Source organism: Lysinibacillus sp. CTST325, assembly GCF_054665055.1.
On record NZ_BAAFHO010000003.1, the window covers coordinates 25188 to 49518 of the forward strand.

The 24331-nt window shown below is 37.5% G+C and carries 17 protein-coding genes and 1 pseudogene; 10 read left to right on the forward strand and 8 right to left on the reverse strand.

Going from position 1 to position 24331, the window contains the following annotated elements:
- Positions 1-12: 12 nt before the first annotated feature.
- The gene (locus ACYQ73_RS09910; protein WP_460012351.1) at positions 13-1314 is read right to left on the reverse strand and encodes a DEAD/DEAH box helicase; all 1302 of its coding nucleotides are present in this window, start codon (positions 1312-1314) and stop codon (positions 13-15) included.
- A gap of 546 nt (positions 1315-1860) precedes the next feature.
- Positions 1861-2058: pseudogene (locus ACYQ73_RS09915) on the reverse strand (transposase); the annotation flags it as partial.
- A 532-nt stretch (positions 2059-2590) separates the two neighbouring features.
- Here ACYQ73_RS09915 and ACYQ73_RS09920 point away from each other — a divergent pair.
- Positions 2591-3646, forward strand: a complete 1056-nt coding sequence (locus tag ACYQ73_RS09920; protein ID WP_460012352.1) for a 2,3-butanediol dehydrogenase — start codon at positions 2591-2593, stop codon at positions 3644-3646.
- A gap of 164 nt (positions 3647-3810) precedes the next feature.
- On the opposite strand, the gene kdpC is transcribed toward ACYQ73_RS09920, so the two are convergent.
- Genes kdpC through kdpA form a run of 3 tightly spaced genes read right to left on the reverse strand, consistent with a single transcriptional unit; the run spans position 3811 to position 8234 of the window.
- Positions 3811-4449, reverse strand: a complete 639-nt coding sequence (gene kdpC, locus ACYQ73_RS09925) for a potassium-transporting ATPase subunit KdpC (protein ID WP_460012353.1) — start codon at positions 4447-4449, stop codon at positions 3811-3813.
- Positions 4450-4459: 10 nt separating this feature from the next.
- On the reverse strand, positions 4460-6523 hold the full coding sequence (gene kdpB, locus ACYQ73_RS09930) for a potassium-transporting ATPase subunit KdpB (protein ID WP_460012354.1): 2064 nt from the start codon (positions 6521-6523) through the stop codon (positions 4460-4462).
- Between the two features lie 16 nt (positions 6524-6539).
- A complete protein-coding gene (gene kdpA / locus ACYQ73_RS09935) occupies positions 6540-8234 on the reverse strand; it encodes a potassium-transporting ATPase subunit KdpA (RefSeq protein ID WP_460012355.1) in 1695 nt (564 codons plus the stop codon).
- Positions 8235-8606: 372 nt separating this feature from the next.
- On the opposite strand from kdpA, the gene ACYQ73_RS09940 reads away from it, so the two are divergent.
- From ACYQ73_RS09940 to ACYQ73_RS09960, 5 genes are all read left to right on the forward strand, one after another.
- Entirely contained in the window at positions 8607-11327 is a 2721-nt protein-coding gene (locus ACYQ73_RS09940) for a DUF4118 domain-containing protein (RefSeq protein ID WP_460012356.1), read from the forward strand.
- A 144-nt stretch (positions 11328-11471) separates the two neighbouring features.
- Entirely contained in the window at positions 11472-12176 is a 705-nt protein-coding gene (locus ACYQ73_RS09945; RefSeq protein ID WP_460012357.1) for a response regulator transcription factor, read from the forward strand.
- Positions 12177-12297: 121 nt separating this feature from the next.
- Positions 12298-12525, forward strand: a complete 228-nt coding sequence (locus ACYQ73_RS09950; RefSeq protein ID WP_049663835.1) for a FeoA family protein — start codon at positions 12298-12300, stop codon at positions 12523-12525.
- Positions 12522-14501: a ferrous iron transport protein B gene (gene feoB / locus ACYQ73_RS09955; protein ID WP_460012358.1), complete on the forward strand. Its 1980-nt coding sequence runs from the start codon at positions 12522-12524 to the stop codon at positions 14499-14501. The genes ACYQ73_RS09950 and feoB overlap by 4 nt, the downstream gene beginning before the upstream one ends.
- A 10-nt stretch (positions 14502-14511) precedes the next feature.
- Complete coding sequence (locus tag ACYQ73_RS09960) at positions 14512-14691, forward strand: FeoB-associated Cys-rich membrane protein (RefSeq protein ID WP_460012359.1); 180 nt, start codon at positions 14512-14514, stop codon at positions 14689-14691.
- Between the two features lie 368 nt (positions 14692-15059).
- Here the strand turns inward: ACYQ73_RS09960 and ACYQ73_RS09965 are convergent, their stop codons facing one another.
- The gene (locus ACYQ73_RS09965) at positions 15060-16748 is read right to left on the reverse strand and encodes a methyl-accepting chemotaxis protein (RefSeq protein WP_460012360.1); all 1689 of its coding nucleotides are present in this window, start codon (positions 16746-16748) and stop codon (positions 15060-15062) included.
- A 354-nt stretch (positions 16749-17102) separates the two neighbouring features.
- On the opposite strand from ACYQ73_RS09965, the gene vrrA reads away from it, so the two are divergent.
- Both vrrA and ACYQ73_RS09975 read left to right on the forward strand, forming a co-directional pair.
- Positions 17103-17633, forward strand: a complete 531-nt coding sequence (gene vrrA / locus ACYQ73_RS09970) for a VrrA/YqfQ family protein (protein WP_460012361.1) — start codon at positions 17103-17105, stop codon at positions 17631-17633.
- 73 nt (positions 17634-17706) lie between these two features.
- The gene (locus tag ACYQ73_RS09975; RefSeq protein ID WP_460012362.1) at positions 17707-18675 is read left to right on the forward strand and encodes a 4-hydroxy-3-methylbut-2-enyl diphosphate reductase; all 969 of its coding nucleotides are present in this window, start codon (positions 17707-17709) and stop codon (positions 18673-18675) included.
- A gap of 182 nt (positions 18676-18857) precedes the next feature.
- On the opposite strand, the gene ACYQ73_RS09980 is transcribed toward ACYQ73_RS09975, so the two are convergent.
- Both ACYQ73_RS09980 and ACYQ73_RS09985 read right to left on the reverse strand, forming a co-directional pair.
- Positions 18858-19559, reverse strand: coding sequence for a response regulator (locus ACYQ73_RS09980; RefSeq protein WP_460012363.1), 702 nt, complete (start codon positions 19557-19559; stop codon positions 18858-18860).
- Positions 19560-19778: 219 nt separating this feature from the next.
- On the reverse strand, positions 19779-21359 hold the full coding sequence (locus ACYQ73_RS09985) for an ATP-binding protein (RefSeq protein ID WP_460012648.1): 1581 nt from the start codon (positions 21357-21359) through the stop codon (positions 19779-19781).
- Between the two features lie 112 nt (positions 21360-21471).
- On the opposite strand from ACYQ73_RS09985, the gene ACYQ73_RS09990 reads away from it, so the two are divergent.
- A complete protein-coding gene (locus ACYQ73_RS09990) occupies positions 21472-22521 on the forward strand; it encodes a TRAP transporter substrate-binding protein (protein ID WP_460012364.1) in 1050 nt (349 codons plus the stop codon).
- Between the two features lie 287 nt (positions 22522-22808).
- A complete protein-coding gene (locus ACYQ73_RS09995; RefSeq protein ID WP_460012365.1) occupies positions 22809-24074 on the forward strand; it encodes a dicarboxylate/amino acid:cation symporter in 1266 nt (421 codons plus the stop codon).
- The last annotated feature ends 257 nt before the right edge of the window (positions 24075-24331 follow it).

The following is a 24331-nucleotide window of genomic DNA, read 5'->3' on the forward strand; positions in this document are numbered from 1 at the left end:
TTGAAAGCCTCCTTATTTTTTACCGCGAGCTTTTAAGCGACGTTCACGCTTTTTAATTTTGTCCATTTCCCATTTCATATTTCGTTTGTAGCCTGGTTTTACTTTCTTCGGCTTACGTACTAATGATTTAGCTTTTGCATCGATTTCATTTTCATGCTTCACACGATTTTTACGTGCATGACGCTCTTTTAATTCAGACCATTCGCCATTTTTCACGTCTTTTTGAACAAATGGAATGCCCATTTTCTCAACACGTACTACTGCATCCTCATCTGATGGCTCAAACAATGTGATAGCAGTTCCTTTATTCCCTGCACGCGCTGTTCGTCCCACACGATGAATAAAGAATTCTAAGTCCTCTGGAATTTCGTAGTTAATGACATGTGAAATTCCTTGAATATCGATACCACGCGCCGCAAGATCTGTTGCAACAATATATTGATAGTCCAAATCTCGAATTTGCTTCATCATCTTCTTACGATCACGCGGACTTAAATCACCATGTATTTGACCACAGCGAACCCCATTTTCATTTAAGTAACCTGCAACTTGCTCTGCTGTTTTACGTGTGTTAGTGAAAATGACAGCTAAAAATGGATTGATTCCTTCAATAACTTCCAACAAACGTTTGTTACGTGATTTAGAACGCACTGGTACAAGCACAAAGTCAATTCCTTCTGCGACCGGGCGTTTATCGTTCATATGGATATGAACAGGTGCTTCCATATATTTTTTTAAGAAAGGCTGAAGCTTTTCTGGAATTGTTGCTGAGAATACAAACATTTCAAGGTTTTCTGGCATTTGGGAAGCAAAACCATCGATTTCCTCTATAAAGCCCATATCGAAGGCTAAATCTGCCTCATCGACAACTAAAATTGGCGCCGTATGCACAAATAACGCTTGCGCTGCAACGAGATCACGAATACGTCCTGGCGTTCCGACAACAATTTGTGGTTGCGTTTTTAACTTATCAATGGAGCGTTGTTTGTCCGTACCTCCAATAAATAGTTTCGCTTGAATAGTTGTTCCTTCTATTAATTGATTTAATGCATCAAAAATTTGTTGTGCAAGCTCACGTGTAGGTGACGTAATAACAGCTTGTACTTCCTGCTTGTCAGCATTAATTCGTTGCACAATCGGAATTAAAAAACTATGTGTTTTTCCCGTTCCTGTATGCGCTTGTCCGATTGCACTCTTTCCTTTTAATAATAGCGGAATGATTTCCTTTTGAATCGGCGTTGGTTCTGTAAAGCCAAGTTTTGCAATTGCGTCCTGCAAAAATGGCTGAAAATTATAATCAGTATATTTTGACATAATTCGTTCCTCCTAACATCTTTCCCATTGTATCATGATTCAACTTTTAGGTATATTAACGTCCCATTATCTAAAGCATGAACATAATTGTATATTTTTATCATGGCTGTAGCGAAGCCCTTATCAAAGTTACTCGAAATACTGTGAATATGCAATAAAAAAAGCATTCAGACCATTAGACAAACGCTACTCCTGATTGCATAAAGCTGTTTAGTAATGTAATCGTAAGACCTCGACATCCCATTTTGTGAGGAACGTCGAAATTGACTCGTTTTCTTCTAGGTGAGTTTCCAATATAATTTAGTCGATATCTTCTAAGTATGTAAAAATTAATAAAATTTTGATTCAGTTTGCTATTTATTATAATGATGAACTCATGGAGAGCGGCGACTCCTTCGGGATGAGCTTGCGCGAAAAACACTACTCGGAGTGAAATGAGGGCACTGAAAAACTTACGTCTTCATAAAAGCGAACCTTTTTCATATAAAAATAAGGCACTTCTTGTTCGATTTTGAACAGGAAGTGATTTATTTCTGTCTCTATTCCTTATTCATTTTCGTTTAGTAGCTTTAATATCCGTTTCAAATTGACAGCGAATATCGTTGTAGCACCTTGAATTTCCATACCAAATAGACCCGCAGTCGATGCCGTATCGTACCCGTGTCCATTTTTTAATTCACTATTCTTCGCTTCTACTTTGTTGCGATTTGCAGCTAATTGCTTAAATGCTTCCGTATTTTGAAATGGCACAACAATATCGTAGATCGCCATATATGGACTTAAATTAAGGTTTTCTTGATTTGAAATCATCGGGGGCACCACCTGCACATTAATTCTCTTATTATAAAGGAAAGCGTGACTAAAATAATAGTGTGATACATTGCGTTGTTTGGAGAAGCATCGCTCGACTCCTGCGGGAAAGCGAGACAGACGAGACCCCGCACGAAGCGAAGCGTAGGAAGAGGCTTGGCGCTCGCCCGCGGAAAGCGAGCAGAATGCTTCGGAAAACAACAGTAGAGTCACAGTGCCAAATGAAAAAAGCGAGGTATTCAACGATTTAATCGTTGAATACCTCGCAATGTGAGAAGATATAGATTTTTCCGTGCCCTCGAGTGAAAATCAACCTTTGTTTTTTCGATACACACTTTATTTATATTTTGTCGAAAAGAAGAACAAGAATTAGTATTTTTTATGGCAATTTATTGTTAACTAATGTCTTGTAAAATTTCCATATGTTACGATAAAAATGTAAGATATTAGAGGAGGTTGACTTATCATGAAAGCAGCAAGATGGTATAAAGCAAAAGACATCCGTGTAGAAAACATTGAAGAACCAGTAATTGCACCTGGGAAAGTAAAAATCAAAGTACATTGGACAGGAATTTGTGGTAGTGATTTACATGAATACGCAGCTGGCCCAATATTCATTCCAGTGGAACAACCTCACTATGTCAGTAAAGATATTGCGCCAATTGTTATGGGACATGAGTTCTCTGGTGAAGTAGTAGAAGTTGGTGAAGGCGTTACAAAGGTACAAGTTGGAGATCCTGTCGTTGTAGAACCTATTCTTGCATGTGGCGAATGTGCTGCTTGTAAAAAAGGGAAATATAATATTTGTAAGCACCTAGGGTTCCACGGTCTTTCTGGCGGTGGCGGAGGTTTCTCTGAATATACAATGGTAGATGAAAAATTGGTACATAAAATGCCTGAGGGGCTTTCCTATGAACAAGGTGCACTTGTTGAACCAGCGGCAGTAGCATTACATGCAGTTCGTCAAAGTAAACTAAAAGCTGGCGATACAGCGGCTGTCTTTGGTACTGGGCCAATCGGTCTTCTTGTTATCGAGGCATTGCGAGCAGCTGGAGCAGCGGAAATTTATGCGGTAGAACTTTCAACAGAGCGTGCTGCTAAAGCATTAGAGCTAGGCGCTACAGCAGTTATTAATCCTAAAGATGAGGATGCAGTAGCTCGTCTACATGAATTAACAAATGGTGGCGTAGATGTTGCCTTCGAAGTAACTGGTGTTCCTGTAGTATTACAGCAAGCTATTGATTCAACAACATTTGAAGGTGAAACAATTATCGTTTCTATTTGGGAAACTGCAGCTTCTATTTTGCCTAACAATATCGTACTGACAGAGCGTTCTGTAAAAGGTATTATTGCTTATCGCGATATTTTCCCAGCCGTTATGGAATTAATGAAACAAGGCTATTTCCCTGCTGAAAAACTTGTAACGAAACGAATTGCTCTTGATGAAGTCGTAACAGAAGGCTTCGAGGCACTAATGAAAGAGCGAAACCATATTAAAATCCTTGTCAATTCACAAGCTTAATTTATTTATATAAAGATAGGTAGAGAAAATAGCTTCTCTACCTGTTTTTCAATTTGTTGTTCTCCTTCTATTTCTCATCATCATAACGTAGGGTTGAATTCCATTCCAACTTATATACAAGGTAAATCTATTAATATATGTCACCCCACCTTTTGGTGATAAACCTATTTCCTCTCCATTTTTTTCACAATATCCAGATTCGCCATTAGGAAGTTCACCTTATTTTCTCCAAAAGTCCCTAACGTACGTTTTTCCGTATTTGCTTCTATAATTTTTTCAATCTCATCCTTCGAAAGCCCACTTGCTTGGGCAATTCGTTCGACTTGTATTTCTGCAGCCTTCACACTAATATGTGGATCCAAACCTGAGCCTGAAGCGGTCATTAAATCAGCAGGTATGTCTTGTCGTTTTACAGATGGGTTTGCTAATAAAAACTTCTCGATATCTGCTTCTATCCTATTCTTTAATTCTGGGTTGGATGGTGCATAGTTAAACGTTCCAGAGCTAACACCACTATAGTTCATCTGGCCATTTTCGTCTGGTATCGTATCCTCTTTCGTATAGACATTATAGTTAACAGAGGAGACACGCCCCCAGAAATATTCCGGTGCAGTAAAAGCTTGACCGATTAATTCTGAACCAACAGCTTTACCTTCCGCTTCTATTAAACTACCATTTGCTTTATGATGAAATAACCCTTGAGCTAATGCCGTCACTGCAAATGGGTATATAAAACCACATAAAACGAACATTGTTAATGTCATTAAAAATGCTTGCTTTGAATTCTCAAAAAATTTTCGCATGTCCTTCCTCCTATAACCCCAACATCTGGAATAGTGGTCCAACTAGTAAATCAATCAACTTAATGCCAATAAAGGGAGCGATAATCCCACCTACGCCATAAACAAGTAAGTTCTTATTTAATAATTTCGTAGCACTCATCGGCTCATACTTAACACCCTTCATTGCAATAGGTATTAATAATGGGATAATCACTGCGTTAAAAATTAAAGCAGAAATAATCGCACTGGATGGAGAATTGAGGTTCATAATGTTTAATGTCCCCATCTCTGGTACAGCGACCATTAGCATAGCTGGGATAATGGCAAAATACTTTGCGATATCATTTGCAATACTGAAAGTCGTTAATGCCCCTCGCGTCATGAGCAACTGCTTCCCTATTTCTACAACTTCAATAATTTTAGTAGGATTTGAATCTAAATCGACCATGTTCGCTGCTTCCTTTGCTGCATTTGTTCCCGAATTCATGGCAAGACCTACGTTAGCTTGTGCTAATGCAGGGGCATCGTTCGTCCCGTCACCAGTCATAGCTACTACTTTCCCTTGTGCCTGCTCATCTTTAATGACTTGAATTTTGTCTTCCGGCTTACTTTCTGCAATAAAGCTGTCCACCCCTGCTTCCTTTGCGATGGCTGCTGCAGTTAGCGGGTTATCTCCTGTACACATGATCGTTTTAATACCCATTGCTCGAAGCTGATCAAAGCGTTCCTTGAGTCCTGCCTTTACGACATCCTTTAAGTAAATGACACCTATAATTTTATCGTTCAACGCTACTACAAGTGGTGTTCCGCCAACAGAAGATACTTGTTGAATCAGCTGTTCCAAATTTGTAGGAATGCTGTGACCTGCTTTTAAGCTCTCTTTTTTTATCGTATCATAGGCTCCTTTTCGAATTTTTGTGCCATCCTTCATATCCAAACCACTCATACGAGTCTGTGCGGTAAAGGGAATATGTTCACTTGACTTGATAATGTTTTCTTCATCGTTAGTATTCACTCCTAATTCACAAGCAAGTGACAAAATAGACTTTCCTTCAGGTGTATCATCTGTTAAAGAACTAAGCCATGCAGCTTGCATTAAATCTTTACTTTCCACCCCGTTTACTGGGAGAAATTCAGCTGCCATGCGATTTCCATAAGTAATAGTTCCTGTTTTATCTAAAATTAATGTATCTACATCCCCACACGCCTCTACGGCTCTTCCAGACATCGCAATAACATTAAACTGAGTAACTCTATCCATTCCTGCAATACCAATTGCCGACAATAATCCACCAATGGTTGTGGGAATTAAACAAACTGTCAGGGCAATTAATGTTGCGATAGAAATCGGTACATTTAAATACGTTGTCATTGGATAGAGCGTCACAACAACTAATAAGAAAATAATCGTTAAACTTACTAAAAGTGTATTGAGCGCTATCTCATTTGGTGTTTTTTTACGACTGGCTCCTTCGATGAGCGTGATCATTTTATCTAAAAATGATTCGCCAGGCATCGAAGTAATTTCGATCATCAACCAATCACTCGTAACCGTCGTACCACCTGTCACTGATGAAAAGTCTCCACCCCGCTCCTTTACAACAGGGGCAGATTCACCTGTTATCGCCGATTCATCCACAGTAGCAATTCCTTCAATGACTTCTCCATCATTTGGGATAACTTCTCCTGCCTGAACTAAAACAATATCGCCCTTTTTTAATTCATGTGCCTGTTTAAGTATTTCTGAGCCATCACTAAGTAAGACACGAGCCTGTGTCACTGTTTTAGTATTTTTTAACGTTTGAACCTGTGCTTTTCCTCGTCCTTCAGCAATCGACTCAGCAAAGTTTGCAAATAGTATGGTTACAAAAAGAATGATAGCGACGATCGCATTATACAATCGATCATGTTCTCCTACTCCGCTACCAAACATATTCGGAAAGAGGGTTAATAGCAGCACAAACATAAACCCTACTTCTACTACAAACATAACAGGATTTTTCAGCATATATAGTGGACTAAATTTCTTTAAAGCGTCTATAATCGAGCTTTTTAGCATATTGCCCGTAAGCAAACTTTTTCTTGCTGTTTCCATACGTGTCTCTCCTTATTTATGAATAAAGTTGTAAATGCTCCGTAATTGGCCCGAGTGCTAATGCCGGTAAAAATGTAAGAGCACCAATCATTAAAACGATAGCAACAAGTAAAAATGTAAAAATAGTATTATCTGTTCTCAATGTTCCCACCGAGTCACTGTGAAACATTTTTTTCGCTAGTAGTGACGCTATTGCTAGTTGAATAATAATCGTCAAATAACGTCCGAAGAACATGGCTAGCCCTGTCGTCACATTCCAAAATGTTGAGTTGTCAGCTAATCCTTCAAAACCTGAGCCATTATTTGCTGAGGCAGATGCAAATTCATATAGAACTTGAGATAAACCATGTGCCCCCGGATTCGTTATGGCTGCTACTCCTGACGGTGTTAGTACCGCAAGCGCTGAAAATAGCAAAATAATAGCAGGATGGATGAGAATACAAAGCGCAATTAACTTCATTTCCTTCTCCTCAATTTTCTTACCTAAAAACTGAGGTGTTCGACCAATCATCAAACAGGCGATAAAAATTGTTAGTAACACATACATCATCATGTTCATCAGACCGACTCCCTTGCCTCCAAACACAACATTTAGCATCATATTAAACATCGGTACAAGACCACCAAGCGGCGTTAATGTATCATGCATATTATTGACAGATCCCGTTGTAAAAGCAGTGGTCACTGTCGTAAATAACGCTGATTGAGCCACCCCAAAGCGCATCTCTTTTCCTTCCATACTTCCTAAATCCTGTGCAATTCCGAGCTCACTAATGATTGGATTACCAGCTCTCTCCGCAACATATACAGTCACCAATCCTACTAGGAACAGCGCACTCATTGCTGCAAAAATGGCTAGCCCTTGCTTTCCAAAGATCGTTTTCCTTTTTCCATATGCAACCATTAAACTAAAGGCAACGACACAAGCACCTGGTAATAGCATCATAGATAGCATTTCCACAATATTAGAAATGACCGTTGGATTTTCAAAAGGTGTTGTTGAATTCGCCCCATTGAAGCCACCACCATTTGTTCCTATATGCTTGATAGATTCAAGAGAAGCTACAGGTCCAAGTGCAATATCTTGTAATTTACCTTCTATTGTTTGTACAGTTTTATTCGCACTTAAGGTTTGTGGTGTACCTTGAGATACTAAAATAATGGCCACAACAATAGATATAGGCATTAACACACGTGTGATAACACGCACAAAATCCACAAAGACATTACCAATAGTGTCAGTTTTAGCAACAAGACGACGGCAGAACGCCATACAAGCCGCATAACCAGTAGCTGCAGATGTAAACATCATAAAGATAATGATTAGCATTTGTGATAAATAACTTAGTCCTGATTCGCCACTATAGTGCTGAAGATTTGTATTTGTCATAAATGAAATTATGGTATTAAATGAAAGTGTTGCTTCCATATTGTCAATCTCATTTGGGTTTAAAAACAACATAGCTTGAATTCGTAAAAGAACGTATCCAATAAACACCATAAAGGCGTTCGACAAAATTAATGAAAGTACATACTGTTTACCCGTCATATCTACTTGCTTAATGCCACATAATTTATAAATAACGGCATCCAATCTGTCCAGTATTGGATCAAGCCATGTTTTTTGTTGCATTGTCACCCTAAATAAATAGTGACCAGCTAAAATAACGATTGGTAAAGAAATAATTAATACGATGGCGATTTGCCACATACCGCAATACCTCCTACAAGCCTATTAATAGTTTTCAGGATAAAGTAATGCATGCCCTAGATAACCGAAAAGGAATACAAGTACAATCCCCATAACAATCCACATTTTTTATTCCCCCTTACTTTTCATCGACTAACTTGAAGCACCAAGCTGTTAATGCATATAGACTTGCAAAGCTTATGATAAGTAAGCCAATCATATAAAAGTCCATCAATTGAGCACCCTCCTTTATTTGGATGTTCTCATCATACTGACTTTCAAATTAATGTAGTGTTAGGAAATCGCTTTTCCTATTAAGAAACTATAAAGAGGGAAAATCTTAATACTTTCTTAATGGAAGATAACGCTATAATACAAATGAGGTGAAAGAGGATGGAAAATACACGTCCAACTCCAGAGACGTTTTTAGCGAGGCTTCAACAGGAAGAACAATTTGTAGGGAAGCTCAAGATCTTTCTTGGTTATGCTGCTGGAGTAGGTAAAACTTATGCAATGCTAGATGCAGCACATCAAGCACAAAAACTTGGTAAAGATGTGGTAGTTGGCTATGTAGAACCACATCCTCGTCCAGATACGTTAGCTTTACTCGAGGGACTTGAGCAAATTCCTACGAAAAAAATAATTTATAAAGGGAAACCTTTTCAGGAATTAGATATTGATGAAGTACTAAAACGCAAACCGGAAATTGTCATTATTGATGAATTGGCACATAGCAATGTTCCAACGATGCGCCACAAAAAGCGTTTTGGGGATGTAGAGGAATTACTTGCAAAGGGTATTCATGTCTATACAACCGTAAATATTCAACATATTGAAAGCCTACACGATATAGTAGAAGAAATAACCGGGATAAAAGTACGAGAGCGTATTCCAGATTATTTAATTGATCAAGCTGCACTGATAAAAATTGTCGATATTGAACCAGATGAGTTAATTCAACGCCTACAAGAAGGCAAAATTTATGTAAAACAACAAGCTGAAAAAGCGTTGCAATCTTTTTTTCGTAAACAAAATTTAGTATCGCTTCGAGAAATTGCATTACGTAGAGCTGCAGATACGATTAACTATAAGCAGGTAAACAGCGACGAGTCTATAAAGCATCATGTACAAATCGAAGAGCATTTACTTGTCGGTATTAGTAGCTCTCCTACGAATGCCAAGGTTATTCGAACTACTGCACGACTAGCACAGGCATTACATGGGAAATTTACAGCACTTTACGTTCAAAACATCCAAGAACAAGTTAGGAATAATGCAAATTCGGAACGACTTCAGCAACATATAAAGCTTGTTGAACAGCTTGGCGGCCATGTCGTAATTGTTCAGGAAGATGATGTAGCTGCTGCACTTGCCAACTATGCACAAATTAGTGGTGTCACTAAATTAGTCATTGGTAGAACTAGCATGAGAAAAAAATGGTGGCGACCAAACACAAAAATCAGTGATCGACTCAACGAATTTGTGCCGAATTTAGCCATACATATAGTCCCAGATCAGGAAAATGAACAATTCTACTTCCCTACTGTAAAAAATAAGCTGTCATTTGAATGGCATGACTTATTAAAAATGGCTATAGTGTTTGGCATAGTATCAGTTGTTGGGCTATATTTTTACACAATTGGTGTCAGCGACTCGAACATTATCACTATCTACATTTTGGGTGTTTTAATTCTTGCCATTTGGTCATCAGGATGGATGATGAGCATTATTAGCTCCATCCTAGCAGTACTGCTTTTTAATTATTTTTTTACTGAACCACGATTTTCATTTAACGCCTATCATCGCGACTATCCGATGACCTTTGTGATCATGTTCCTTTCAGGATTGATTACAAGTAGCCTAACGAAAAAAATAAAGGAGCAAACCATTGTCGCTGTTCGTAAATCTTATCGAATGGAGGTGCTCCTTGCCACAAATCGTAGGCTTCAACATGCGAAGTCAATAGAAGAAATTATTATGGAAGGCATGTCACAAATCGTTAAATTAGTAGAAAAACCAGTACAATTTTTTGAGATAGAAAATACCTTAATTGTGAACGCCACTTTTTTCCGTACCGAGAGCATATCTAGTATTGAAAATAAGAAGATAGCATCCCTCTTCGAGAATCCGAATGAGCATGGTGTAGTAAGCTGGGTTATCAATAATAAGCATGGAGCAGGCGTATCTACTGATATATTTCCTGAAGTGAATGCCTACTATTTACCGGTTATTTCAAATGGGAGTGTTAAAGGTGTTATCGGTATTGCCCTGTCAAAGCAATCACCATTACCTGCATTTGAGCGTAATATTTTGCATGCCATTATCAATGATTTTTCATTCGCACTTGATAAATGGTATTTACAAAAACTCAATGCAGAAGTAGCTAGAGAAGCTGAAATGGAACAAATGCGAGCAAACCTTTTGCGCGCCGTTTCTCATGATTTAAGAACACCGCTTACTGCTATTTCCGGTAATGCAGATATATTACTATCCAGTGCACCTCATATTCGAGAAGATGAAAAAAGCAAAATATATGAGGATATTTATAAAAATTCGAAATGGCTTGTTCAAATGGTTGAAAACTTACTTGCTGTGTCTAAGTTAGAAGATGGACAATTTGCAATGGAGATGCAATTGGAACTTGTAGAAGATATTATTCAAGAGGCACTGACGCATGTCGTCCGTCTTAACAATACACATGAAATATCCTATCATATTGAACCCGAATTTTTATTTGCTGTAATGGATGCACGACTGATTATTCAAGTTCTAATTAATATTATTGATAATGCATTGACCTATACGCCATCAGGTAGTGTTATTACTATAAATGTCAAAGAATCTGAACGTTTCGTACATTTTAGTATTGCTGATGATGGCCCCGGCATAGACGATGCTATAAAAACAAGCCTTTTTGAGCCTTTTACTACCGGAAAAGTACAGCGGAGTGATAGTCGAAGAGGTTTAGGATTAGGCTTGGCTCTATGTCAAACTATTTTAAAATTACATGGTAGTGAAATAACAGTTTCGGATAATAAACCAAAAGGAACGATTTTTAATTTTTCACTAAAAAAAGGAAGCTTATCATCAAAAGTTGGGGATGACGTTTGTTAAAAGGTATGCCATGTATATAAGTTGGTTGAAGCAGAGACTGGGCGACTCCTTTGGGATCAATCAGACGCCCCTAGGAAAGCGCCCAGTCGTAATGGAAATCAATCCTACACGATGGTGATGCACCAAAAGGAGTAATGAAATTCGATGAATAAACGAATTCTAGTAGTAGAAGATGATATAGCCATTGGCAATTTAATTAAAATGACATTAGCTACTCAGCAATATGAATTTGACATTGCAAGAGATGGTAATAGTGCTTTACAAAAAGCTCTTGCCATGAATCCAGACGTTATTATTTTGGATTTAGGACTACCAGACATAGACGGTGTAGAGCTTATAACGAAAATTAGAAGCTGGACTCAAACACCTATTATCGTAGTTAGTGCACGCGGCGAAGAGCACGATAAAATCAATGCTTTAGATGCCGGTGCAGACGATTATGTTACAAAGCCTTTCAGTGTTGAAGAGCTATTAGCCCGAATTCGAGTAGCTTTGAGAAGAATGTCATTTGAGCATCCATCAGAAAATGAACCTTCTGTATTTGTAAATGGTCATTTACAAATACACTACGCGGCCAATACAGTGTTTGTAAATGGCAAAGAAGTACATTTGACGCCTATTGAATATAAGCTCTTAGTTATTTTATCAAAGCATGTCGGCAAAGTTTTAACGCATAATTTTATTTTAAAGGAAGTTTGGCACAATGCACTTCAATCGGATGTTCCAAGTTTAAGAGTTTTTATGGCTACTCTTCGAAAGAAAATAGAGGATAATCCAGCTAACCCAAAGTTCATCCAGACACATGTCCGCGTTGGGTACAGAATGCTTCGCTGTTACGATGAAGAATAGGGTTTGATCTTTGCTATTCCAATACTACTTTCAACAGTAAACTTATTATTGATACACTAGATAAAAAATGATAAGATCTTTTTGATAATAATTATCACTCACAAGAAAGTAGGTAGATCTTATGAACCTTCACGCTGTTCAATTAGGTGAAAAAGTTAAAGTGAAAGATCTACAGCAAATTGACTCTCTTTTATGTAAACGATTAAATGCTTTTGGTATAAAAGAAGGCTGTCAAGTTTGTATGGTCCAAAAAGGATGGTTTTCAGGAGCTTGTATATTGGAATGTCAAGGACAGAAAATCGGGCTTAGAAAAAAAGATTTAATGGATATAAAGGTCGAACAAGTATGAGTAGATTAGCTTTAATAGGAAACCCTAATATTGGTAAAACATCATTGTTCAATACGTTAACAAATTCATATGAATATGTTGGCAATTGGAGTGGTGTAACCGTTGAAAAAAAAGTAGGACAAGTAAAAAAACTACAAAAAGAAATAATTGATTTACCTGGTGTATATACGCTTAACCCTATTTCCAAAGATGAAAGTGTTGTTACTTCATTTTTACTGGAAGATCAGGTAGATGGAATTTTAAATATTATCGATGCCTCTAATTTCGAACGAAATATGCAATTAACAGTTGATATACTTGAACTTAGCAAGCCTGTTTTCATCTGTTTAAATATGATTGACGTAGCGAAAAAGAAAGGCATTTCAATTGATGTCGAAAAATTACAGAGTTCTTTGGGAGTACCAGTTATTCCAATAAGCGCTCGTACTGGTAAAGGTGTCGAAGGTATTTATACTGCTATTCAAGCCTCAGATCGTACTCAACAACGTTTTACATTAACCTATGATGACTTAATTGAAGAAGGCATCTCAAAAATTGAAGCATTGTTACAGTATGTTCCTGAAGAACAAAGAAGATGGTGTACTATTCAATTTTTAATAGGAAATGAAGCCGTTGACGCTTATTTGAAAGAAAAGGATTACTTTGAAAAGCTAGCTACTATGCGAGATGCTTTAGAGAAGCAAGTAGGCGAACCATTAAATAAAGCTATTGCTAGAAAACGTGATTTATATATTTCTAACATCTATAGCGAAGTAATTATACAAGAGAAAAGTGAAACACAATGGTCAGAGAAAGTTGATAAAATTCTAACACATCCAATTTTAGGTGTTCCGATTTTCTTAGCGCTTATGTTTTTAATGTTTCAAGCAACGTTTGCATGGATCGGTACCCCGCTATCTGATTTCCTAGATGGCATTGTAGGAGGCCCCCTTACAGATACTGTTACTCAGGGCTTAGAAGCTATTGGTGCATCTCCTTTTATTGTTCATTTAATATGTGATGGAATCATTGCAGGTGTTGGCGGTGTATTAGTTTTCATTCCACAAATCTTTGTACTATTTTTCTTTATTTCACTATTAGAAGATTCAGGGTATATGGCGAGAATTGCTGTTGTCATGGATCGCCTTATGGAATTTTTCGGTTTAAACGGCAAAGCCTTTATTCCGATGATTGTAAGCTTTGGATGTAATGTTCCAGGTGTAATGGCTGCGAGAACAATTGAACAGCCACGAGAACGACTATTAACAATTCTTGTTGCTCCGTTTATGAGCTGCTCAGCAAGGTTACCTGTATATGCTTTATTCGGTGCAGCATTCTTTACTCAACATCAATCGTTAGTGGTATTCTCCCTATATGTAATGGGTATAGTGATAGCGCTTATTGTGACAAAAATATTATCAATGACGATTTTGAAAAATGAAACTTCAGTTTTTATTGTTGAATTACCAGCCTATCATGTACCACAGCTTAAAACACTTTGGCGTTCTACTTGGGAAAAAGGAAAAGGTTTCTTCCGCAAAGCTGGTACTATTATCTTTGCTGGCTCTGTGATTATTTGGCTTCTTTCTTATTTAGGACCACATGGCGCTAATGTCAATATGGATGACAGCTTTTTAGCAATGATTGGTGGCGCTTTTGGTGTGTTGTTTATCCCACTTGGCTTTGGAACATGGCAAGCCGGTGCATCTCTTATTGCTGGATTCCTGGCAAAAGAAGTAATTGTTTCGACAATGGCGATTATTTATGGCGTAAGTGAAGGTGTCTTATCATCTACAATGACAACTCATTTTACTGCATTAAGCGCTTATACATTCTTGGCCTTTGTTTTACTTTATATGCCTTGTTTAGCCACAGTAGGCGCAATAAAAAGGGAAACACAGTCTGTGAAATGGACTTTATTTGCAACCATATATCCATTTGTTGTAGCTTATATTATTGCACTTATGATTTATGGTATTGGGAATTTATTGATGTGAGGTGTAGAGAATGACTTTATTAATTAATATCTTAATCGGTTGTATTATATTTGGCTATGCTGGTATTGCCTTATATAAGAGCATTAAGAAGCAGAAGAAGGGCAAATGCGCATCATGCTCATTACAGAAAAGTTGTTCTTCTAACACTTGCGTCCCCCCTTCTCAACTGAAAGATTTTACTACAAAATAAATAGAGCGAGGTATTTCCAAACTGTTAATTCGTTGGAAATTACCTCGCTTTTTTTTGCACTTTTATACATGGAGGGTAGGAATTTTGAAATGACATTTTGCTAAAACGTATACCATTTGGATAAGTTGATTGGAGTGGAGATTGGGCGACTCCTTGGGGATTAGCGATTCAGAGGAACGAAGGCTAAAACCATCACGTCCTGTGATAACGCCTTCGTGACCAACATCGTGTTGGCCCGAGACCCTGCAGCGCAGCGAAGCGGCTCATCGGACGCCCCCAGGAAGCTTTGCTCTGTGCGAAAGCGAAGCGTCAGCAACAAAGCGCCCAGTCGAAACGGAAATCAACCACTCGCTTTGCTGATAAGCCTCTTAAATTTTAAATTTATTGATTTCTTCCTTCACGGACACCGCTTCTTCACTTAATGCCTTTGCAACAGCATTAATTTCTTGGATGGTCGCAGTTTGCTCTTCTATTGTCGATGCTATTGTTTCAGATTGCTGTGCAGCATGCTTGGAAGAAGAGGACATTTCATTGACCGATGCTGCCACTTCTTCAGTGCTTGCAGAAATTTGTTGCGTAGAAGCAGATACATCCTCGATTTGAGATGTCATTTCACTAATCGCTTTAAAAATTCCGTCGAAGGCATTTTGGGCATTCTGAATAAATGTGACACCTTCATCTACATTTAATACTGTTACATTTACGGCCTTTTCTACTTCTTTCGTCTCTTGTTGAATAAGTGCTATTACATCCACTATTTGATTGGCAGAAGCTTTGGATTCCTCTGCTAATTTGCGCACTTCATCTGCCACGACTGCGAAGCCTTTACCATGCTCTCCTGCACGAGCCGCCTCAATCGCAGCATTTAACGCTAACAGATTTGTTTGCTCAGTAATGTCAGTAATTACTTTCGTAATATTAATGATTTCAGCTGATTGCGTGCTTAGCTTCTTAATACGTTCATTTGTTGTATTTGAAGATTGTTGAATAATTGACATTTGGTTTTCTGCAATATGCAACGTTTTTTCACCATCATTTGCAATAGATTGAGTGTCTACTGCTTTAGAATGAAGCATTTGAGTAGCCTCAGCAATACGTTGAACACCTTGAGCGGTTTCATCCATTGCTATCGAACTTTCACGACCTGTAACAGCTGCTTGGTTATCACTAATCGCCATTCTCTCTACAAGGTTTGCAATATCATGAGAGGAATTTGAAATTTCTTCTGTACTTGCTGCTAGTTCTTCAGCAGCTGATGATGTATGCTCAACATTTGCCGTCATGCTATGTATTAGTGAATGTAAATTAGACTTCATCAAATTAAAAGAATCTGCCAAATCTTTAATTTCATCTTTCGTTCTAACTTCGATATCCTGTTGACATAAATCTCCTTTAGCAATTACCCTTGCTGCAGAAGTTAGCTTATTTACAGGAACAACGATGGAACGTACAAATATAATTCCAACTACTACACAAATCATTAAAATAATGCAGAACATCCATAAGAACCACTGTTTATTATCATCAATAAGCTTTTCAACATGTGCTAAAGAATTTTGCATGTCTGTAATATTTTCTTGTTGAAACAAATCTACTTTGTCATTAATCTCAATCGATGTAGTATCAAATTCAAGCATCATGTTATTCCCTAGCTCAGGTCCACCTTGAATATAGCCATGGGCCATTTTCTGACCAGTACTATAATACTCATCAAACGCTACTTTAATCGCATCTAATCTTTCCTGGTCTTCCTGATGCATTTTCTTCATTTGTTCCAAATCTTTATAAAATATTTTGCTATATTTTTTTGCTTGCTCAAATCCATCATCTAAATTATCGAGTGCTCTTGTGGCACTAATATCAGTCAAATACTGCTGAACCTGTACAACTGCTAACTTCATCTCATCTGCTAATAACGTCGTTTGAAGTGTTTTTTCTTTCATCAAATGTACTTGCTCCAGTTGGGATTTGGCATTTTGTTGCTGAAATACCCCCATAATTAACACAAATACTACGATAAGGCCAAACGACACTATACTTCTAACTTTAATTGTCACAGAATACCTCCTATTTTAACCTCTATTATTTTAGTCTAGTAGAAAATGTTTTAACAATTTATTTACATTAATGTAACATATTTCACCCAACTAACTTGTAACGTAATGATTTACCAACAAAACATTATACCTTTCTTATCGAGCAGAAAAGTGAAAAAATGTGTAGTTTTCAAGAATTTTTTTCCACTAATTGACTACAGATGAAATAAGTAAACCTTACAGGATACAGTGAATACAATTACAATCAATCTAGTTATTTATTTGTGCTTATCGAACGCTAACTTACCCATCTGCATATCATATTTATAATCAGGTATGTCATCAATGTTAAATCACTATCGAAAGGAGATCGTTATGGTATTTAGACCACAGTTCCCGATGTATCCTGGTGGCATGAGAATGCCCATGCAAATGCCAATGCAAATGCCGATGCAAATGCCAATGCAAATGCCAACACCTCCACAAATGTCACCGCAGTCCTTTTTCCCGCCTGGAGGCTTCCCAAATCAGCCACGAATTCCCGGTGGCTTTCCTATGTCCAGTGGAATAGGATCATTTGGAGGACAAATGCCAATGCAGGAACCTTCAAAAATCGGTTCATTTTTGCAGCAGGCGAATAGCTTATTTAACTCAGCGAAAACATATACGCCTTACATTCAGCAGGCAATGCCAATGGTAAAAAATATTCCGTCACTTTTAAAATTGTATAAAGGATTTCAAGGTCTTCCTGCTGCAGGAGCTGCCGCAGGGGCTGGAGCTGCAGCAGCAGCAGCTAGTGAAGGAGCAGGCTCAACTAAAAGTCGAAAAGCGTCTCGACAAAATGGATCATTTACTCCTGCTGAACCACTTCCATCTAAGCCACGTATATTCCAGCCGCCTATGTAGATGAAGGTTTCTTTGTATTCGCCGTCCCTGTCCGTTATAATGTAGATAGGTAAGCTTGAAAGGAGTCACAACCATGCAAGTATTAAAAATTAATCCACGTGGCTATTGCTACGGTGTTGTTGATGCGATGGTCATCGCTCGAAACGCCGCACTCGATAAAACATTACCAAGACCTATCTACATTTTAGGTATGATTGTGCATAATAAACATGTCACGGATGCCTTTGAAGCAGATGGCATCATCACATTAGATGGCGAGAATCGTTTAGAAATTATTGAACAAGTTGAGACTGGCACTGTTATTTTCACAGCGCATGGTGTTTCACCTGAAATTCGTGAAATTGCGAAGCGAAAAGGCTTAGTATCCATTGATGCTACATGTCCTGACGTAACGGTTACACACGATTTAATTCGCGAAAAATCAGCAAATGGCTATGATATTATATATATCGGTAAAAAAGGCCATCCCGAGCCAGAGGGAGCAATTGGGGTTGCACCAGATCATGTGCATTTAGTGCAATCATCCACTGATATTGATGCATTAAATTTAACGAATGATAAATTACTAGTAACAAATCAAACGACGATGAGTCAATGGGATGTCGCTCATTTAATGGATAGTTTAAAAGAGAAATTCCCACATATTGAAGTGCATAAGGAGATTTGTTTGGCAACCCAGGTCCGCCAAGAGGCAGTTGCTCAGCAAGCTGGGGAGGCAGATTTACTTATTGTTGTTGGTGACCCAAAATCCAATAACTCGAATCGTTTAACGCAGGTTTCTGTTGAAGTAGCAGGGACTCCATCTTATCGAATTGCAGACGTTTCTGAGCTAAGAGTTGAATGGTTAAAAGGAATTAATTCTGTCGCTGTTACAGCAGGTGCTTCAACGCCAACACCAATTGTCAAAGAGGTTATTTCATTCCTTGAGCATTTCGATGAAAAGGATGAATCAACACATATCATTGAGCGTACAGTTACATTAGATAAAATTTTACCTAAAATTAAAACGCCAAAGCCTGTTGACAAAATTATGCCTTACTAAGAACAAATGCGCTAAAGCGCTCGTTTACATCCGACAAGCGCTGGAGAGCCCGATGGATCGAAGCAACCTCGAGGATGTAGCGCTTTAGCTTAGACAATAACTATGACTTTGGTTATCCATAACTTCAAAATCTATAGTAGTAAAAAATCCTGATTGTCAAAATAGACAATCAGGATTTTTCATTATTTACTAAAATAATAATTGACTGGACGACCAATGCCACCATAATGCACATCCATCGTAATTTCCTCTTGCTTCTCTAAATAATCTAAGTATCTTCTTGCTGTTACGCGCGCAATACCTACACCACTGGCTACTTCTTCTGCTGATGCTCCTTCTACAGATTGCAAATAGTGCACAACTTTCTCTAGTGTTGCACGATTAAAACCTTTAGGTAAACTTTTTTCTGACCGTAAGATATTTGATTGCTGAACCTCACTATGCCCATCATGATAATGGAATAACTGATCTAGCTCTCCTTGTGTTAATTCACGCTCCGTTTGCATTTGCTTTTTGAAGCGCAAATAGTTTTCAAGTGTTCCTTGCACTCGTTCAAATGAAAAAGGTTTCATAATATAATCAAAGACGCCCAGATGCAGGACCTGTTTTACAGTTTCCATATCATTAGCAGCGGTTACCGTTATTACATCTACCGGTAACTTGAGTTCACGAATTTTTCGTAAGCTTGTCACTCCATCCTGCTCTGGCATGAAAATATCCATAAATACTAATTCTGGTTTAAGTTTTTGAATTTGAGCAATCCCTTCAACTCCATTTGAGGCTTGTCCAATTACTTCAAATCCAGCTATCTTTTCAATAAATTGGCGATTAACCTCTCGCACCATTGGATCGTCCTCTATTAATAAAACCTTTGTTTGTGTCACTGTTAGTCCTCCATACACTCTGTTCTATCTCTATATGTGCAAATTTTCACCTAAGGAAGCTATCTACGAGAGCGCCACACTGTTCCCATAGAATTTCTCGCTTCTATTTCAACTATTCATATTACATTACTCAAAGGATTGATCTTCATTACAACCAAGCGCTTTCTTAGGACGTCAAAAGAACCCCCAAGAGTCGTCCAGCATTTGATGATGAGCCTATTAAGTATGGTAAAAAGTGATTAAAAAGCTTGTTCCTTTATTCGGTTCACTTATGACTTCGATTTCTCCCTTTCCTTTTTGTACAATTTCTTTTATTAAAAAAAGTCCAATGCCTCGACCTTTTTTCTCTTTTGTCGAATAGCCATTATCAAAAATATGTGCCTTGATTTCATTTGTCATGCCTTTACCATTATCTGTTACTAATATTGCCAGCACATCCTCATCTTCATCAACAGAAACATGGATTATTTTTTCTTCAATTTGTACATCCCTTAATGCATCAAAAGCATTTTCAATTAAGTTACCAAATAAAACAACGAAATCATGATGATCTAAATTGGTAGGAAATGCTGTCAAACGGCTTTCTCTGTCAATCTCCAGTAGAATTCCCTGTTCTTTTGCATAGGAGATTTTACTAAGCAATAGCCCGGAAATATTTTCATTTTTAATCCGTTCATTTAGAAAATTTGTAATTTCATCGTGTTCTTCTTTTACTTGTGTTAAGTAAGAAAGTGCTTGTTCATGATGTCCAAGTTGTAATAGACCAGCAATTGTGTGCAATTTATTTTTATGCTCATGTGTTTGTACGCGTAATGCTTGTACAAATGCCTTAACACCCGTTAGTTCCTCTGCAAGCTTTTTCACTTCTGTACGATCCTTAAACATGGCCACAGCCCCAACAGTTTTTCCATTAACTTGTATAGGAATACGATTACTCATAATACTGTGATCATTAATATAGAGCTCACGATTAAAAATAGGTTGATCTAGCTCCAAAATTTCAGGTAATCGTGTATCAGGTAAAACGTCAAAAATTTTCTTCCCTATTAATGTTGAAGGTTTTTTGTGAACCCCCAATATGTCACATGCTTTTTCATTAAATATTGTTATTGTCAAATCATTATCAATGGCAATAATCCCTTCATGCATCGCGTTAAATGTTTCCGTTCGTTCTACATACATTTTAGCAATTTCGTGGGGCTCTAGCCCAAACATTTGCTTTTTCATATGAAGCCCTAATGTATGAGCCCCCCATGCACTAAAGAAAAGAGATAATAAAATAGTAATCATTAATTCTGTTTGAATAGATTGTAGCAACTCTGCCACAGTTAAAACACTATAGCCCACTACTACTACGCCTATTTGTTTACCTTCTTTACTCATGATTGGGACGAATGCTCGTACCATATCCCCATGTTCACCATGTGCAATGGATGTATAATAATGTTCAGAAAACGCAGCGTTTAGATCTCCTGACTCCGAGATTTGCCCAATCTCCTCTGTATTTGGATGTGAGTACTTGCGCCTTTGCATATCCAGTGCAACAATATACTGTGCGCCATTTATATCACGTATTTCCTCCACTACAGGATTTATATGTTTTGTAGCCTCGTTAAAATGATTATTTGATATGTAAGTTTTTAGCTCGGGAAGCTGTGATACTGTTTTTGCCACAAGTAAAGCCTGATCTCCAAGCTTATCCTTTTGCACAGTCATGACGAACCCTAGCAAAAATGTTCCACCTATACTAAAGGAGAGCATGAGAATAAAAAAAGTCAGAGACATGATTTTTCTCTTCATCGATATTTTTTGAAATTTCAAGATGTACGCCTCCCTCTTACTATATTTTAACTTACTCCATATGTTAGAATAACAAAAACATCAGAAAATACGAATAAATTAGGTGTAATTGATGAAAAAATTTATTATCGGTACAATAGCAACCGTTTTATTATTAACGATAGCGTTTGGTGTTCAACAAGGCTTACTATTCGCCAAGCCTCTTCCCTATGACGATGAGCAAAAAGGTTTGAATACGCAAATTACGATTCATTTAAGTCATGTTGTAGCTGAGAATACACCGAAAGGACAGGCGGCAAGTAAATTCGCCGAGCTTGTTGAGGAAAAAACAAATGGCAAGGTGAAGGTACATGTCTACCCAAACTCCTCCTTGTTTAATGATGAAAACGAGTTTCAGGCTTTGCAAAATGGAGAAGTAGAAATGATTATCCCTACTTTCTCAAAGATGACATCCTATATATCAAATTGGCAGGTTCTTGATTTACCTTACCTTTTTAATACGGATGATGAAGTGCATGAGGTACTTACAGGTTCGATCGGTGAACAATTGTTAAATGAGCTTAAGCCTTTTCATATAAAAGGACTAGGATTTTGGCATAATGGCTTTAAACATTTAACCTCTGTCGATCTCCCTATTCATACATTTGAAGATTTAAAAGGCTTACGTGTCCGTACAATGCCAAGTAAAACCCTTGAAAAGCAATTCGAGGCTGTTGGTGCTACACCAATCCCAACTCCATTCAGCGAGGTTTTTACTGATTTAGAATCGAATGCCATCGATGCTCAAGAAAACACAGCGTCAAATATTTATTCTAAAGGTTTTTATAAAGTGCAGAAGCATATGACATTAACTAAGCATGGTATTTTAGGCTACGCCGTTCTAATGAACGACAAGTTTTGGAAATCTCTACCTTCGGAAATCCAAAAACAGATTATGGAGGCTATGAAAGAAACAACAGATTGGCAATTTGAACAAGCTGTCGAAATGAACGAAGAAAATTTGCAAAAACTTAAGCAGCAAGATAACTTTGAAATCTATACGATGAGCAATAAGGAACGCCAACGCTTTAAGGAAAAACTAGCACCTGTTTATGATTTTTATAGAAACAATGTACAAGAAAACGATGTTTTATCGGAAATTGAAAAAATTGTTTCTCCTTAAAGTATTTCTCACCGCGAGATCAATACTTTTGTTCATTAATGATAAAATCCTCACTAACGTGGGGATTTTTTTCTTGTGTATTATAATAGACTTAAAAATTCCAAAACTACTATAAAACAGCTTCAAACCCTTGATATCACTAGTTTTATAGATTTCCCAACTAAAAATGAACAAAATGAACAATAGAAACTTTACGGTCATAAAAACTATTGTCGGAAAATTTCAGCTAAGATAACCTCATGAAAGCGTTCACATAATATTCATAAATAGTGTTAGGGGAGAACTTCATGCGTATAAATTTTAAAAACTTAACTGTACAAGTACTGATTGCCATTGTGCTAGGTATTATTGTAGGTGCTACGTTCCCAGAATTCGGAGCGAAGTTGAAAATATTAGCAGATATTTTTATTAAATTAATTAAGATGTTAATAGCTCCAATCATTTTCTTAACAGTTGTTATTGGAATTGGTAGTATGGGCGATGTAAAAAAAGTTGGTAAAATTGGCGGGAAGGCATTAATCTATTTTGAAATTGTCTCTACTTTCGCACTAGCAATCGGCTTAATCGTAGTCAATATTGTAAAGCCTGGTAAAGGCTTTAATACAGCTGCTGCAAACGGAGCAGATGTATCTCAATATACAGAGGCAGCAGCCGCTACGGAGCATGGTATTGGTGCATTTATTATGCAAATTATACCTGATAATGTTGTCGGAGCACTTGCAAATGGAGAGTTATTACCTGTTTTATTCTCAGCTGTTTTATTTGGCATAGCTGCTGCTGCGATTGGTGAACCAGCTAAACCTGTTATTAAATTTTTCGAACAAGTAGCAGATATATTCTTTAAAATTGTTAATATAGTCATGAAAGTTTCCCCGATTGGTGCATTTGGCGCTATGAGCTACACAATCGGAAACTTCGGTCTTAAATCACTAGGAAACTTAGGATTTTTAATGCTTTCCGTTTATATTACAATGTTTATCTTTATCGTATTCATCATTGGTCTTATTACACGTTACTTTGGATTCAGTATCTTTAAGTTTATTAAATATATTAAAGATGAAATTTTTATCGTTATTGGAACATCGTCATCCGAATCTGCCCTACCTTCGATGATGCGCAAGTTGGAAAACTACGGTTGTTCTAAACAGGTCGTTGGGCTTGTCATTCCAACAGGGTACTCCTTTAACTTAGATGGCACGTCCATTTACTTATCTATGGCGGCTATTTTTATCGCACAAGCTTATGGAGTTGATTTAGATGTTTGGCATCAAATTACATTACTTGCTATTTTAATGCTAACATCAAAAGGTGCGGCTGGTGTAACAGGCTCAGGCTTTATTACACTCGCAGCAACATTAGCAGCCTTCCCAATGATTCCTGTAGAAGGGATTGCCCTTTTAATCGGGGTCGATCGCTTTATGTCAGAAGCCCGCGCCGTTACAAACTTAATTGGTAATGGTGTAGCAACAGTTGTCGTTTCTAAAATGGAAAAAGAATTCGATCCAGAGCAGGAAAAACGGGCTCTTGCAGGCGAAGTCACAACTCAACAATAAAATGAAAGGCTGTCCGGTAGTGAAGAAATTCACATGATCGGACAGCCTTTTAAATAGAGACAAATCAAATCAATTAGATTAAAGTTTATATTTTGGTTTAAGAGCTAAAAGTGTTTATGGGCCTTGTAATCCCACCCGTCTTGAGGATATAGTTTATCTAAACTAGCATAAAAAATACAATTCCCTGGAATTCCATAGCTAAGAGTATGAATACTTTCTTCTTCAAATTTAATATGTAAAGTATTTTTTGAAAATTC